At 58.6% G+C, this 14,163-nt stretch carries 11 protein-coding genes; 6 read left to right on the top strand and 5 right to left on the bottom strand.

The window, feature by feature from the left end:
• Positions 1–23: 23 nt before the first annotated feature.
• Positions 24–1,256 carry an SRPBCC family protein gene (locus tag G0P99_RS11210; protein ID WP_164129784.1) on the bottom strand — a complete coding sequence of 411 codons (1,233 nt, stop codon included), beginning with the start codon at positions 1,254–1,256 and terminating at the stop codon, positions 24–26.
• Positions 1,257–1,387: 131 nt separating this feature from the next.
• On the opposite strand from G0P99_RS11210, the gene G0P99_RS11215 reads away from it, so the two are divergent.
• Positions 1,388–2,182, top strand: coding sequence for a class I SAM-dependent methyltransferase (locus G0P99_RS11215; RefSeq protein ID WP_164129786.1), 795 nt, complete (start codon positions 1,388–1,390; stop codon positions 2,180–2,182).
• 255 nt (positions 2,183–2,437) lie between these two features.
• On the opposite strand, the gene G0P99_RS11220 is transcribed toward G0P99_RS11215, so the two are convergent.
• Both G0P99_RS11220 and G0P99_RS11225 read right to left on the bottom strand, forming a co-directional pair.
• Positions 2,438–3,562 carry an aromatic ring-hydroxylating dioxygenase subunit alpha gene (locus G0P99_RS11220; protein ID WP_164129788.1) on the bottom strand — a complete coding sequence of 375 codons (1,125 nt, stop codon included), beginning with the start codon at positions 3,560–3,562 and terminating at the stop codon, positions 2,438–2,440.
• An 81-nt stretch (positions 3,563–3,643) separates the two neighbouring features.
• The gene (locus tag G0P99_RS11225; RefSeq protein ID WP_164129790.1) at positions 3,644–5,734 is read right to left on the bottom strand and encodes a serine/threonine protein kinase; all 2,091 of its coding nucleotides are present in this window, start codon (positions 5,732–5,734) and stop codon (positions 3,644–3,646) included.
• Positions 5,735–5,879: 145 nt separating this feature from the next.
• Here G0P99_RS11225 and tssH point away from each other — a divergent pair, with 145 nt between their 5' ends.
• From tssH to G0P99_RS11250, 5 genes are read left to right on the top strand one after another with little or no spacing between them, the layout of a single operon-like run.
• Positions 5,880–8,609, top strand: coding sequence for a type VI secretion system ATPase TssH (gene tssH, locus G0P99_RS11230; protein WP_164129792.1), 2,730 nt, complete (start codon positions 5,880–5,882; stop codon positions 8,607–8,609).
• 20 nt (positions 8,610–8,629) lie between these two features.
• Positions 8,630–9,682, top strand: coding sequence for a DUF2169 domain-containing protein (locus tag G0P99_RS11235; protein WP_164129795.1), 1,053 nt, complete (start codon positions 8,630–8,632; stop codon positions 9,680–9,682).
• Positions 9,682–10,743: a beta-ketoacyl synthase N-terminal-like domain-containing protein gene (locus tag G0P99_RS11240; RefSeq protein ID WP_164129847.1), complete on the top strand. Its 1,062-nt coding sequence runs from the start codon at positions 9,682–9,684 to the stop codon at positions 10,741–10,743. Before G0P99_RS11235 ends, G0P99_RS11240 begins: the two co-directional genes overlap by 1 nt.
• On the top strand, positions 10,736–11,671 hold the full coding sequence (locus G0P99_RS11245) for a DUF4150 domain-containing protein (protein ID WP_164129797.1): 936 nt from the start codon (positions 10,736–10,738) through the stop codon (positions 11,669–11,671). The genes G0P99_RS11240 and G0P99_RS11245 overlap by 8 nt, the downstream gene beginning before the upstream one ends.
• Positions 11,668–12,606, top strand: coding sequence for a type VI immunity family protein (locus tag G0P99_RS11250; protein WP_164129800.1), 939 nt, complete (start codon positions 11,668–11,670; stop codon positions 12,604–12,606). Before G0P99_RS11245 ends, G0P99_RS11250 begins: the two co-directional genes overlap by 4 nt.
• A 5-nt stretch (positions 12,607–12,611) precedes the next feature.
• On the opposite strand, the gene G0P99_RS25050 is transcribed toward G0P99_RS11250, so the two are convergent.
• Entirely contained in the window at positions 12,612–13,649 is a 1,038-nt protein-coding gene (locus G0P99_RS25050; protein ID WP_164129802.1) for a HEAT repeat domain-containing protein, read from the bottom strand.
• A 9-nt stretch (positions 13,650–13,658) separates the two neighbouring features.
• Complete coding sequence (locus tag G0P99_RS11260) at positions 13,659–14,081, bottom strand: DUF6484 domain-containing protein (protein WP_164129804.1); 423 nt, start codon at positions 14,079–14,081, stop codon at positions 13,659–13,661.
• Positions 14,082–14,163: the final 82 nt, after the last annotated feature.

Below are 14,163 nucleotides of genomic sequence, written 5' to 3' on the forward strand. Positions count from 1 at the left end.
TTCCGACAGATTATCGTGTTTACTTATGTCGGCAATTCCCAGGATTGCCCGGCCTTCGCCCGCAAGACATCATTGCGTTCCTTTAATGTCCCGGGCTCGGGCTCTGCCTCTGTCAGCACGGGAAAGACGTCTCGCAACTGGTCATGATAACTCATGACCCCAAGCTCGAGATCCGACAAAAGAACGCCGTCATACGCAGATGAAAACGCGGCCTCCCAGGTCCATTTCGTCAGCATCTCGTCCTCGCGAGATGTGATGCGGTCGATCCGGCCAGAGAGATACCGTGCCGCTCGCATGCGGCGGTCTTCTTCCGGATGGCGATAGACAGCGCCGCGCTGGATGGTACGGCCAACCGCAACAGGGATCTCCTGATAGAAATAGATCGAGTCCGGATAGAGCCCGAAAACGAAGTTCGGGAATACGCCGATATAGAGCCAGGCTCGCTTGTGGTCGGCATCCAGCTCCGGAACATCCGGCAGGATCTTCTTGTAGTTCCGAACGCTCCAGAGACGGCCGTCACCCGCCCGGAAGCCAGAAAAGGAGCGTGACGTCCCATCTCGGAAAGGCTCGTCGAAGTAGTTTCGGCCGAACAGGTCATCGAGCCCGGGATGCGCCATCGGAACATGATAGCCTTCGTTGTCCACGTCTCGAATGCACTTCCAGTTCACTTCGACTTCGGTCGACCAGGCGCCATTTCCATCTGGCACCATCCGGTCCATCCTGTATTGGGCCAGTTCCTGCTCCCACCGGCCAAGCAGCTCTGCCACCGAGGGCTGCGGACCTGGTTGAAAACGGACAAAGACAAAGCCGTTCCAGATTTCGAACTCCAAGGGTTTCAGGCCCCATTCGACCGGGTCCAAGTCGGGCAGGCTGTCGGGTTGCGCAGGGCTTCTAAGGGTGCCGTCCAGATTGTAGACCCAGCCGTGAAACGGACAGACAATCGAATTGCGGCAGTTTCCATGTTCGTCACCCAATACCCGACTGCCGCGATGGCGGCACAGATTGTGGAAGGCGCGAACAGTACCCTGGGAATCGCGAACTATAAGCGCGCGGTCGCCAACGATATCACAGGTAAAGAAGTCGCCCGGTTCGGGTATGTCGTTGACATGGCAGATCACCTGCCAATGGCGTCGGAAAAGGTCTTCTTTTTCCTGCTCCAACAGATCCTGGCTGAAGTATCCCCATGCCGGCAAACCACCGCGATCCCAGGTGGTCTCGGCACTTTGCGGCCGGTTCTCACTACGCTCCGTTGTCATGTTCCTGTCCAATATTTTTTTGAGCGGTCAAATAAATTTTAGTCTAGACTCGCGACGCAAGCAAGATGAAAGCTGGCGTGAAGTGATGAGCCGCGGCTAGCATTGCCGCAGGTCAGCAAAGGATCAGAGCCATGGCCCAGACAGCGGAAGAAGCGCAAAAACCCGATTACGACGAACACGCGATCACATTCCTTGAGCTTCTATGGGGCAAAGGACATTTGTCCCCGGGCGGCACCGACGAGGTGGATCGGATTGTTGCAGATATCGATTTTGCCGGTCTGCGGGTGCTGGATATCGGGTGCGGATCAGGCGGCAACGCCTTGCATCTGGCACGAACGAGGTCCCTGAAAACCATCGTAGGCTTTGATGTCGAGGGGACTGTGGTCGAGGTCGCGACCCGCCGCGCGAGAGAGGAGGGGTTTGGCGATCGCGCCAGTTTCGTCCGGGCCGATCCCGGGCGTTTGCCGTTCGATGACGGTGTTTTCGATCTGGTCTTCTCCAAGGACTCTTTGCTGCACGTTCCCGACAAGGATGCGCTTGCTGCCGAGATCTATCGTGTCCTTGCCCCTTGCGGGCAGGTTGCTGTTGGCGACTGGATGATCGGCCATGATGGCCCCATGTCGCCTGAGATGGCAGCCTATGTCGCGGCCGAGGATCTGGGTTTCGCGATGGGGTCGCCGGACCGCTATCGTACCGCCATGGAAGGCGCTGGGTTCACCGACGTCCGGGTCATTTCCCGCAACCCGTGGTATCTGGAGCGCGCAAGGGCCGAGTTGAAGGAGTTGAAACATACTCGGTACGCCGAGTTCTGTGCCGCCTGTGGCAAGGATTACATCGACTATCAGATCAACACCTGGACATTGATGATCAGCGTTCTCGAAACTGGCGAGCATTGCCCATCGCATCTGTTTGCGCGGAAACCATGATGCGCTTTGAGGATCTTTCCGAATTGTAGGACTAACTGACCCGTCATCCGCAGACGTGTTATCTTGACACGTTTGTGATCGACCAGGGCGGGAATGCGATCGGTAAGAGACTGCCGGTTGCGCAATTGGCCGGAATCCTTGAACGGGGCACTCTGGTATTTGGCGCAATGCAACTGGTCGATGTCATGGGCACCACGACCGATCCGATGGGGCATGTCAGCGACTCGCAGGCCGGACATAAGGCCCGGCCAATGTTCAATCGCCCAACCTAGCCAGAACCCAGTCGTGAAACCGCTTGATGTCAAACTCTTGCGGCATCAGGCGGCCGCCCTGGAATCGGGAAACACGAAGCCCCCTTTGGTTCATCTCGCAGGCGGCACCGTCCTCTTCCAACACGGCGGCCGCAAAATCGACGACATTGTCCAGATCGAAGCCGGGAGCGGCCAGGGTCTCGGGCAAGAAAAGCCATTCCGCCTTCAGCCGCGTGCGTTCGGGTGAAACCGGCGTCAGCGAGACGATGCGCACGTAATCGACGTGCGCGACGATGAACGCGGTTGGATAGATCGTGACAAAGGTGTGTCCGGCCGCGCGTTCCACCGCGGACAGGTCGGGAAACACAGGCCCGCAGGGTTGACCATTGATCGTCCAGGTTTCTGTGCCGGGCTCCAGAATCGGACCGTCGTAGGGTGTTCCGCTGGCTTCCTCGGCGGACATTATTCCTTGCTTGTAGACCGGAACCCGCTTGCTGAGCGAAGGGTGAATGCCTGGGCAATGCAGGCATTCATTGTAGTTTTCCCAAAAGACTTTCCAGTTGCAGGCCAGTTCGATGTCTCGGGAATGACCGGTTCCCAGCTGCTCCATTGGCCAGTTGTCCAGGGCGGCAAGGCCCAGATCCGGTGCGAATTCGGGTGGTGTTTCGTCAAGGCACAGGAACAGGCAACCGTTCCAGACCTTGTGCGAGACCGGGATCAACCCGTGTGCGTCCCTGTCGAAATCATCCGTAGGGGTTGCATATGCGGTCGACCTGAGGCGGCCCTCCATGTCAAAGGACCAGGCGTGATAGGGGCAGGAGATGAGCTTGCCGTTATAGGCCCTGTCCTGCACTCCGCAAAGCTCTGACCCGCGATGAGGACAGACGTTCAGAAACGCGGAAATATCGTTGCCTTGACCGCGCGCGACCATGACCGGCTGACCGGCGATCTCGACCCGGCGCAGAGTGTTTTCCGGAAGGTCTGAAAGACGCCCGGCATAGGCCCATTCCCTGTGCCAGATCTTCTCCCGTTCTCTCTCAAACCAGGTCTGTTCGTAATACGCGGTCGGAGGCAGCGAAGCCGGGCAATTCTTTAGCAATGGTGATGAGAACACGGGCGGATGAGACATGGTTTACCCCTAGATTGCTCTCCACAGCGTAAGACCCTGCGCCATTCGGCGGCAAGAAAAACCGTGCCTAATCTGTCCGGCCTACTGCCGCGCCTCGATGATCCGGCTGGCAAAGCCAATGATATCAGTTTCGCGACCTTGCAACGCTTCGGCCAAGGCTTCGGACACAGAAGAAACGCTTTCATCTCTTGGACGGCGCATGTCGAAGAGAGGCGTCCGGCTGAGGATGGCGATGACTTCGCTCTTGCCATAGTCCCCTTCGGTGACTTGCATGGCCAGGCGGCTGTTGTCCTGTTGAAACTCGGGGATAGACCAAAGAACACGGATGTCTCTCAGCCCATTGTTGATCGTTCCAAGCCCGCTCAGATCGTGTTCGGTTCGCGATATGTTGGGTAACACGTGAAAGACCTTGCCTGTGTTGTCCACCACCATCACCCACAGCGAGCCCTCGGTTGAGGCGGGGATCCGAATGTCGACCACGGGGTTCTCGCCGGTATGAAAAACCCCGGACAAGGATGTCTCCCCGCTGGCCCCATCGGCGAGGCGAATTGACAAGGCTTCGGCCGGAGTCGGAGGAAGAACCGCGCGGATGGCGCACAGGTCGGGATTGAGAACGGTGATGTCCAGACGCAAATCCCGGTCCCCGATCTGGGGTTTCAGGAACTCTCGGATGATAGTGCTATCCTCTGGCTGTTCCACATCGCCGGAAAGAGTAATCGGGTCGCCCAGCTTATATGTGGCCTCCAGGCCGGCCGCTTGGTTCAGCGGGCCACAAGTGGTCAGGGGTGCGATCAGTTCCTGTATCTGTTGCGCAGTCAGGGTCACTGGGCCGGCTGTCAAATCGGTGCGGACCGAAAAACCCGACATCTGCTGCCATTCATTGATCCGCGTTTGCAGGTCGTCCCGGAGCGATGTATTGGGCGCAAGGCCCGTCAGCGATGCCTGGGTGTCTTCGACCTTGAGCTGCCATTCCTCAAGACGGGCGGAAAGCGCCAGCAACTCTTCGATTTTCCCGGGCCAGTCCGGTGAAGGCATCCCTTGGGCCAATTCGATTTCGCTGGTTTTGAGCGCTGTCCCGGCGATCCGACTGGCCGCTGTGTTGAGGGCGTTTCCCGTTTCGGCATCCGGGGCGTTCGCCGCAAGGGTCAACTCGCCACCCGTGAAACTGGCGGCCACGCTGTAGGGCGAGGCAATCGGCAATGGCGGCGGGAACAGACGATCCTTGTACAAAATGTATCCCACTGCCACCGCACCCGCGGTCAGGCCCAGTACAAGGGTGGTGATCAGCCCTTTGGCGCGCTTGCCGCCGTTTTCGTCACGGTCCTTTCTGGCCTTGGTTTCCGGCTTCAGAACCGCATCCAGGCGCTTGAGTGCGTCGCGGGCCGAGGCAGGGCGGTCCTCCAGCTTCGGAGCGCTCAGCCAGTCGATCACCCCCTTGAGCGGCTCTTGCAGCCGCGAGGTGTCCAGCGGTTGCTGCTTGCGTCTGATGATCTCGCCCGGAGTCGTGCCGACATCGGGGATTTCACCTTTGGCCGCTGCCAGGATCGAGGCTCCCAGGGCATAGAAATCGGTCCGGAATTCGGACCTCCCGTCCAATTGTTCCGGAGCCGCAAACTCGTATTTTCCGGCGAAGTCGTTGCCGACGATGGTGCGGGCGTCGGCAGAGGTGTCCTTGGCAATCCCGAAGTCGATAATGGTGGCACGTTCGGCTTCACCGCCGCGCAGGATGATGTTGTCCGGTGACAGGTCTCGATGAACGATGCCCTGCGCGTGCGTGGCTTCGAGCCCTTCCAGAACCCGATGCACGATGATCATCAATTCGCGATCAGTGGGGCGGCGTTCGAACATCACATCATTCAGCGACGGTCCGTCAATGTAGTCCATCACCAAGAAGACCTGGCCAGTGTCCGCCTTTGAACAATCGGCATAACGAACCACCGCGTCATTCACGATGCTGCGCATCTCTTCTTCGCGCTTCATCAGTTCCAGATAATCGTCATTGCCCGAAAACCGGGCATTCAGCGCCTTGATGGCGAAACTGCGTCCGGTGATCTGGTTCCGAGCAAGATAGACCTCGCCCGTTCCGCCACGCCCCAGGACGCCCTGGATCTCGTAAGTATTGTTCAGAACCTGCCCTGGGCGGAACATGTCGGAGGGCAGCGGATCGATCATCTGAGAGACTCCGTAAGCTGAGGCAGGTTCCAAGAAAAAATGTCGATTCAATCGGAAATCCGGCTTACACTTACCGGAATAGCAATGTGTCGATTATTTCACCGGAACTTGGTTCCAACAACATTTTTCAGAAACGAGGTCTGGCATGGCGGCACGCGCTGCGCAGGGGACAGTCAAGCGCAAGGAACTTGTGGGCAAACTTAACCCGGTTTGTCTGAAAGCGTTTTCAGCTGCGGCACAAGCGGCCAAGAGACGCGGCAATCCCTATGTCGAACTGGTGCATTTTGTTACCGCGCTGGCCGATAGCGAAAGATCCGATTTTGCCCTGTTGCTGGAAGCGGCGGGTGTGGACCGTGGCAAGCTCGAAGGCGATATGCTGCGGGCAACAGATGCGCTGCCGCATGGTGCGGGATCGGTCGAAGAATTTTCCGATCATATCTTCCGCGCCATTCAAGAGGCCTGGAACTTTGGCTCGCTGGAGTTCGGAGACGACCAGATTCGCTCTGCCTACATCCTGCTCGCGGCCTTGCAGACGCCCGTCCTCGAAGGGTTGCTGTTCAAGATCAGTCTGGAGTTCGATAAGCTGGATGCCAGCGCCATGTCCGGGCAACTCGACGATCTGCTGGCGGCGTCATTGGAAAGAACCGGCGATGCCGCAGGCGATGCACCCAAGGCGAAACCAAAACCGGGCGGGCAGACGGCGTTGTCGCAATATGCTGTCAACCTGACAGAGCGCGCGCGCGGCGGCAAGATGGACCCGGTGGTGGGCCGAGACGCCGAAATTCGCCAGATCATCGACATCCTGATGCGGCGCAAGCAGAACAACCCGATCCTGACCGGCGAGGCGGGGGTGGGCAAGACCGCTGTGGTCGAAGGATTCGCCCAGCGTCTGGCCAAGGGTGACGTGCCGCCGCAATTGAAAAACGTCGAATTGCAGATGCTGGATATAGGGCTGATGCAGGCCGGTGCCTCGGTCAAGGGCGAATTCGAAAAGCGTCTGAAATCGGTTATTGAAGAGGTGCAGAGTTCAGACGTCCCGATCATCCTGTTCATCGACGAGGCGCATACGCTGATCGGGGCAGGTGGGGCGGCTGGTACCGGGGATGCTGCCAACCTGCTGAAACCGCCGCTGGCACGGGGCGAGTTGCGGACCATCGCGGCAACCACTTGGGCCGAGTACAAGCAACATATCGAACCTGATCCGGCCTTGACCCGTCGTTTCCAGGTCGTGAAGGTCGAAGAGCCTTCCGAGGCCAATGCGGTGCTGATGTGTCGGGGTGTGGCGGGTGTTCTGGAAAAACACCATCAGGTCGAGGTTCTGGACGAGGCGATCGAGGCCGCCGTTGCCATGTCGCATCGCTACATCCCAAGCCGACAATTGCCGGACAAGGCGATCAGCCTGCTCGATACCGCCTGTGCCCGGGTTGCGGTTTCGCAGCATGCGACACCGGCCGAGGTTGAGGATATCGACCGCCGGCTTGCCGCGCTGGAGATCGAACAGGGCATTATCGAACGCGAAGAGGCCATCGGGATTGACGTGAGCGAACGCAAGTCGGATGTCGAAGCCGCGCTCGAAGCCGCACGGGCGGACATGGATGCCGCGAATGCGCGCTGGGAGGCGGAAAAGGGGTTGGTTGCCGATATCCTCGACCTGCGCGCCCAACTGCGTCGGGCTGGTGCGGCATTGGATGACACCGGCGTGGTTGGCGATGCGCCGGTTGTTGAGGCATCGGGACCCGAGGCCGAAGACGAAGTGACGGAAGCAACGGAAGAAACCCCATTCGACCGCGAGGAAACGCTGACCACCTTGCGGGAACGGATGGTCGAGCTTGCCAAGGCGCAGGGTGAAAACCCGTTGATCCTGCCTTCGGTAGACAGGATGGCGGTTGCCTCGGTGGTGCAGGATTGGACCGGCATTCCGATGGGTCGGATGCTGGCCAGCCAGGCCGAGCGCGCTCTGAATCTGGCTGCGGCCCTGACCGAACGGGTCGTCGGGCAGGATCACGCGATGGAGATGATCGCAAACCGCATCCAGACCTCCTCTGCCGGGCTGAAGGCGCCCGAAAAACCGGTTGGCGTGTTCCTGCTGTGCGGGCCGTCGGGTGTGGGCAAGACCGAGACCGCGCTGGCAATTGCCGAGCAAATGTTTGGCGGAGAAGACAACCTTATCTCGATCAACATGAGCGAGTATCAGGAGGCGCATACTGTCAGCACCCTGAAAGGGGCGCCGCCGGGATATGTCGGATATGGAAAAGGCGGGGTGTTGACCGAAGCAGTGCGTCGCAGACCCTATTCCGTCGTTTTGCTGGATGAGGTTGAGAAAGCGCATCCGGATGTGCACGAGATCTTTTTCCAGGTCTTCGACAAGGGGATGATGGACGACAGCGAGGGTCGCCGGATCGACTTCAAAAACACCCTGATCCTTTTGACTTCGAATGTCGGGTCTGAAGAGATCATGGCGATGACAGAGGATGGGGCCAAGACCGCAGATCAAGAGGAGTTGACCGCCTCCTTGCGGGCGCCCTTGCTCAAGGTTTTCCCGGCGGCTTTGCTGGGGCGGGTCGTCACAATCCCCTATTATCCACTGTCGGATGCGATGATCGAGGCAATCGCAGGACACAAGCTGCGCTCGATCGCTAATCGGCTCGAGGCGGGCTACGATGCCGAACTTGTGCTAGGCGAGGGCGCAATGGATCTGATCAAGGCACGCTGTACCGAGATTGAAAGTGGCGGCCGGATGATCGACGCCATCCTGACCAATACGTTGATGCCGGAATTGAGCCGTCGCTTGTTGCAGGGACGGTTGAGCGGCGAGAGCTTTTCCAAGGTCACGGTCACCGGAGGTGAAAACGGTTTCGATTACGTTTTCGAATAGGATTGGGTGCTGAGACCCTCATGTGGTTGTTGTTCAACAATACCCCGTTTGCAGCCGACCGTGGCTGGACCCGCGATGAAAGCGGAGCTGAAACTTGGCTGGTGGTGATCAAGGGGACTTTTGAGGTAGCGCCGGACGGCGTGCAGTTTCCCGCAAACGACCAGCGTCAGGTCGCGTTATCCCCGGTCTATGAGGGGTCAGGCCCCACCGCGGAGTTGATAGAGGAAACCGATCTGAACATCTTCAAACCGCGCACGGACGTCTTTGTTGCAGGGCATGCTTATGCCCCCGGCGGCAGGGCGAAAGAGAGCGAATTGCGGTTGAAAGTTGCCGATATCGACAAGCGGGTCCGGGTGCTGGGCGATCGCAGCATGGGTGTCGGGCCAGTCGGATTGGCAATGAGTGCGCCACGGGAATTCGACAAGATTCCGCTTAGCTGGCGGCGGGCCTATGGCGGTTGGGACCAGGACCCCGATAATCCGGGTTGGGAACCGGCGAATACCATTGGTACCGGGTTCGCAACCGACGTAAACCGTCTGGCCGGAGGGAACGCGCCGAATTTTGAATACCCTGATGCGCCGTATACTGGACCTGAACGCGGCCGACCCGCCGGATTTGGCCCTGTTGCGCGGCACTGGATACCCAGGCTGAAATATGCCGGGACTTATGATGCGGTCTGGGAAAAAACCCGCGATCCGCTTCCGCCGGTTGATTTCGACCGGCAGTTCTATCAGGCGGCCCCGCGCGATCAGCAAAGCGAACAACCACTCGTTGGCTACGAACATGTTCGCATGGGGAACTTCACCTCGGACGGTTTCTGGCAATTTCTGTTGCCGCGCCTCAGTTTTGACATCGTGACCGAGTTCTACAATCGGCCCACCCGGCGCAGCGACGTCCAGATACATACTGTATGGCTTTACCCCGACGAACGGCGTTTCTCTGTAGTTTGGTTATCTGCACTACCGGTTCCCTATGATGAGGAACGGTTGAAATCGACAACGGTATCCTTGCGCACCCGAGTCGGCGTTCCCGACTCGATCCGGCGGACCGGCGTCTGGCTGGGGGCGGCATGATGGCCGGCGAAGTCGTCATCATCTCGGCCGGGGCGCGGACACCATTGGGGTTTTCACTGCCGGCCAGCGCTGCGGCTGTCCGGGCCGGTATCTCGGTGATTGGCGACCATCCGTTCATGATAGACCGGTTCGGCCAGCCGATGAAGGTGACGCGGGATACCGCGCTCGAACCTTTCGCGTCGGGAATTGACCGTGAAGTTGAACTGGCCTGCTCGGCAGCTCTGGAGGCTCTGAAACCGGTTCTTGAAAACCCAAGTAAGCCCGATATGACGATCATGATGTCGACCGGGGAAAACCGACCTGGAAAATCGCTTTCCCATACGGATTTGGTTTACAAAGGTTTGTGTGACCGACTTACCGCATATGTCGGACCGTCCCGCGGCGGTTCCATCGACGAAGGGCATTCCGGAGGTCTGATCGCGATGCATCACGCTGCACACGCCTTGGCTTCACGACAAGCGGAACTTTGTCTGGTCGGTGGAATTGACAGCTATCTGGTTCCGGAAACGCTGGAATGGTTGGATGAAGGCGAGCGGCTGCATTCCGAAGGGAACAAATATGGGTTTTGCCCGGGCGAGGGGGCCGGTTTCTGCTTGATGGCGCGAAAGGACACCGCAGACAGGTTGGGGTTGCGTCCAATGTTGACGGTCGTGGCAACGGCAACAGCCAAGGAGGAAAACCTGGTCGGCACCGAAACCATCTGCCTGGGCGAAGGGCTTGGGTCCGTGCTGGCCGCGCTTCGGACATCTTTGCCAGACCCAGAGCAACCGGTTGATCGCATTCTCTGCGACATGAACGGCGAACGCTACAGGGGCAATGAATACGGTTTTGCGGTGATGCGGAGTTCAGGGCTGTTCCGTGATGCGGCCGGGTTCGAAACCCCAGCGGATTGCTGGGGTGATCTTGGGGCGGCAACCGGGCCAGCCTGCGTCGGGTTGGTCATGCAGGCGCACCAGCGAGGCTATGCTGGTGGGCCGCTGTCCGTGGTCTGGGGCAGTTCCGACAATGGCAGCCGGGCGGCTGTCATGCTGGCTTCGACGACGGGAGGGGCCAATGCCTAGCCATGTGTTAGTCAACGGTCTGGGGCTGACTTACAAGTCGACGATCGGTATTTCGATCGCGACGATACCGGATGTCTGCAAGACGCCTTCGCCCGGTGGCCCGATCCCGATCCCTTACCCGAATATCGCCAACCAGGGTACGCTGGGCAGCGGCACGACGACGGTCAAGGCCAAGGGCAAGATGATCGCGATTAAGGGCTCGCAATACAAGTCCTCGAACGGGGACGAGCCCGGAACGGCCGGCGGCGTCAAATCCAACGTCAACATGAAGGCGACGGATTGGATCACCTATTCCTTTGACGTCAAGATGGACGGCAAGAACGCCTGTCGCCACACAGACAAGAAGTTTCACAACAATCAGAATACAGTGGATTTGGGCGGCAACTTGGATCCCGCACTGGTGGGACAATTTGGAAAATGGCTGTGCGTGGCGCTTCAGGATTGTACTGCTCAAGCCGATGGCAAGAACCCTTCGCCATTAACGGGGGCGTGGTGCAAAAAAAAAGGCTCGGGCGATTTTCCCTCAAAAGCGGCTGAACGCGGAGCGGAAATTGATGCCTGTGTCGAAAAGAAGATTTCTGATGAAAAAGCGAAGGGACCCGACCCGGTGTTTGACGAGGTCAAGACGCAAGAATGGGTCAATGTTCCCGTTTTGGGCGGTGCTTGTCGGCCGGACATCATTGTGGGAAAGCCACGCAACTGCGATGCCGTCTTTGATGTGAAAACAAGCTGCCCGCCGCTTCCGAAAGGAGCCCCGCCCCCAAAATGGCCAGTTTACGGCGATGGCGGATTTTCCGCGAAGCAAGGCTGTTATACACGAAAGGCCAGCCGCAAAAGTTGGCATGGCTACTCGCAAAAAGACATAGCACATCTAGCTTGCGGTGCAGAGCCGCAAATGGTCCATGAAAACAGTGAGACTTGCAAATGAACGCCAGTGTTATGCCGCCAATCGAAAGTTTGCCGCTGACGTTGCGCGCCGTCTTCTTTATCGCCGAAAACCACCACGAAATTCTGAGTCGGGCGAGACAGGCCATCGAAAACTATACCCGCTTTGCCGGGTTGCACAACTTGAAGTATTTTTTTGATCTCGAAGGTCAGCCACAAGAGCTAACATCCGAGACTTTTGACGAGCTTTTGGACATGTGGTTCGTCGATGAATTTGCCGATTGGCCGAACGCCACTATCGAAATTCAGGGAGACGGAGGGACCGCGCCCGGATACGGGTTGCAATACTGGGGCCGTGACATATCGGTTTATCCGCCAAACACACGAATGAGCTTTCTCCATTTCTGGTTACCTTTCCAAGAGTTGGAGCAGGACACGAGTTCCCTCCAGCGGTTATTCGCGCGAACAACCGATCTTTTAGGGGCTTCGTTTGCGTTCGTTAGCCCGTCAATCGCGGCGACACAAAGTGTCGAGGCAACATTGCGCGCCCGTCGTTACTGGGGGCTAGATATCTCCAACCCGGAATGCGTCTGCATCGACCTTGGGCGTCGGGCCGCAGGCGTTTACTGGATAATGTACTGTGGTGCTGATTTGGGTTTGCCAAGAGATACCTTCTTAGCTTTCCCCGGTTCCGACACGGGGTTGATTTTGGACCATGATGCAAAGGGCGGAACGTTTGTTCGCCTTAGTGAGTATCCGCAAATACTGGACATGAACCGCCGTCCGGACATCAGGCTTCAGACTGAACTGGCGCTTCGTCTGAACTCTGCCGGTCTTCTACACACTCCGCAGGAGGTAGTTCATTTCAAAGGACACGATCTCCTCGCTGACGCGGTTGCCCAAGAGAGTTGGTATACGCGTTTCTTGCCGGAGTCGCCGGGATACCCAGATTGGGCACGGGAACAATTCGGTTTTTGACCGGATTACGCTTTCTCGAAAAATTCGGCGATCCTGACCGCAATCGGCAGAACCTCCATCTCGTCGCCAAAAGCTTCGACGAATGCCGGGCCGTGGTCCTTGGGGTCGAGCGAAGTCAAGTCGTCCCAGGCCTCCCAAGCTTCGGGAAACAGGTCGAGAAATGCACGGCCAGCGGCGTCGGCCAATGCCGGCTCGCGCATCTGTTCGACAAGCCAGGGCACGATCGTCTTGTCCCCCAGCAGCCCCGCACCTCGGACGGCGATTGGGGCCGTTTCGCTGTCTTGCAGCAGCATTGCGAACCAAGCGCGGATATCTTTCGCGGGGCTTGCGCGGACCAGTTTTCTCAAAAGCGGCACATTGCCAGGAGCGGCCAGTACGGCCCGCCGGAGTGGCGTGGTCAGAGTGTCGTCCGGGGGGTGCCCCAACTCAAGCAAACCAGTTGCCGCCGCAAGTTCCACTTCGGCCCTGGACGTCTCCAGAAGTTCGCGCAATCGCGGCACCGTGTCGTCGCGGTGGGCTTTGGCCGCAGCCGTGCAAGCCAGCGCGCGCACCTTGTCGTCGGGATCGGATAACAAGCGCTCCAGCCGCGTGCCCGGGTCGGCACTGCGATCAACAAATGCCGCGACCGCCAACCATCGCAATGCCGGTGTCGGGGAATCGAGCCATTTGCGAACGTATGGTGCGGTCAGTTCCGGAGCGGCCCATGCGATCGCACCGCGCAGGCCCTCCCGGCCTTCGTCTGTTTCGGCAAGGCTCAGAACTTGTAGCAGACGGCGTTCATTCGACTGTTCAAAGGCAAGGATCGCGGCGGCAAAGATCTCACCCCGCTCTTCGTATGTTTCAAGTTGGTCGATCAGGATGGGCCAGGCGGCGGTGCCGGCAATACGCAGACCGTCCAGATGCGCCTCCGTCTCGGTACGACGCCGATTAATCACGACCTGGTCAACCGGATCGGTCTGAAGGGCCAAGCTGAATTGCGCCCAGCAGAAAGCCGCACCTTCGGCGTGGGCTCGGATGACATCTTCGACGATCCGGACCTCCACCTTTTTCTCTCAATTCAAATGTATAGACCCGCCACGCAAGCGGTTGGCCGCGCTGGCCTGGGTGGTAACATTGGTACCCCTGATCGTGACACGACCGTCCTGTTCAAGAATGATGGAGGCTTTGCCAACCCTCAGCTCAAGACGTTTTTCTGCGCTGACGCGAACGGTCTCGCCGTCGTGGATGACTGTCGGCTCGACAGTTTTGCGCACCTCTCTCTGAATTCTACCCAGTATCAAGGGCCGCCGCAGGTCGCCATCTTCGAACATCAACGCGACTTCGCCGCCCACATCGTTGTCCGTCAAGCGCGCCAGACTGCGTGCGGTTACTGCGTGGTCGCATGGATTGCCGGGAAAGACGACAAGGGGCGAATTCTCTTCGAAGCCCAACAGCAGTCCAATGGACACGCCATCTATCTGACGGGTTTCATCCATGGCAATCTCCTCAACAATCATTGTCACTATCTCACAGCCCCAGCAAATCGCCAAACACCAAGGTTGGCGACCGCGACCCGAA

This window comes from Ruegeria sp. PrR005 (assembly GCF_010500245.1).
Classification (GTDB): Bacteria; Pseudomonadota; Alphaproteobacteria; order Rhodobacterales; family Rhodobacteraceae; genus Ruegeria_B; species Ruegeria_B marisflavi.

Coding starts and splice junctions, on each gene's coding strand:
- G0P99_RS11250 (WP_164129800.1), top strand. CDS start 11,668: ATGAACGCCAGTGTTATGCCGCCAATCGAAAGTTTGCCGCTGACGTTG.
- G0P99_RS11220 (WP_164129788.1), bottom strand. CDS start 3,562: ATGTCTCATCCGCCCGTGTTCTCATCACCATTGCTAAAGAATTGCCCG.
- G0P99_RS11235 (WP_164129795.1), top strand. CDS start 8,630: ATGTGGTTGTTGTTCAACAATACCCCGTTTGCAGCCGACCGTGGCTGG.
- tssH (WP_164129792.1), top strand. CDS start 5,880: ATGGCGGCACGCGCTGCGCAGGGGACAGTCAAGCGCAAGGAACTTGTG.
- G0P99_RS11260 (WP_164129804.1), bottom strand. CDS start 14,081: ATGGATGAAACCCGTCAGATAGATGGCGTGTCCATTGGACTGCTGTTG.
- G0P99_RS11245 (WP_164129797.1), top strand. CDS start 10,736: ATGCCTAGCCATGTGTTAGTCAACGGTCTGGGGCTGACTTACAAGTCG.
- G0P99_RS11225 (WP_164129790.1), bottom strand. CDS start 5,734: ATGATCGATCCGCTGCCCTCCGACATGTTCCGCCCAGGGCAGGTTCTG.
- G0P99_RS11215 (WP_164129786.1), top strand. CDS start 1,388: ATGGCCCAGACAGCGGAAGAAGCGCAAAAACCCGATTACGACGAACAC.
- G0P99_RS11210 (WP_164129784.1), bottom strand. CDS start 1,256: ATGACAACGGAGCGTAGTGAGAACCGGCCGCAAAGTGCCGAGACCACC.
- G0P99_RS11240 (WP_164129847.1), top strand. CDS start 9,682: ATGGCCGGCGAAGTCGTCATCATCTCGGCCGGGGCGCGGACACCATTG.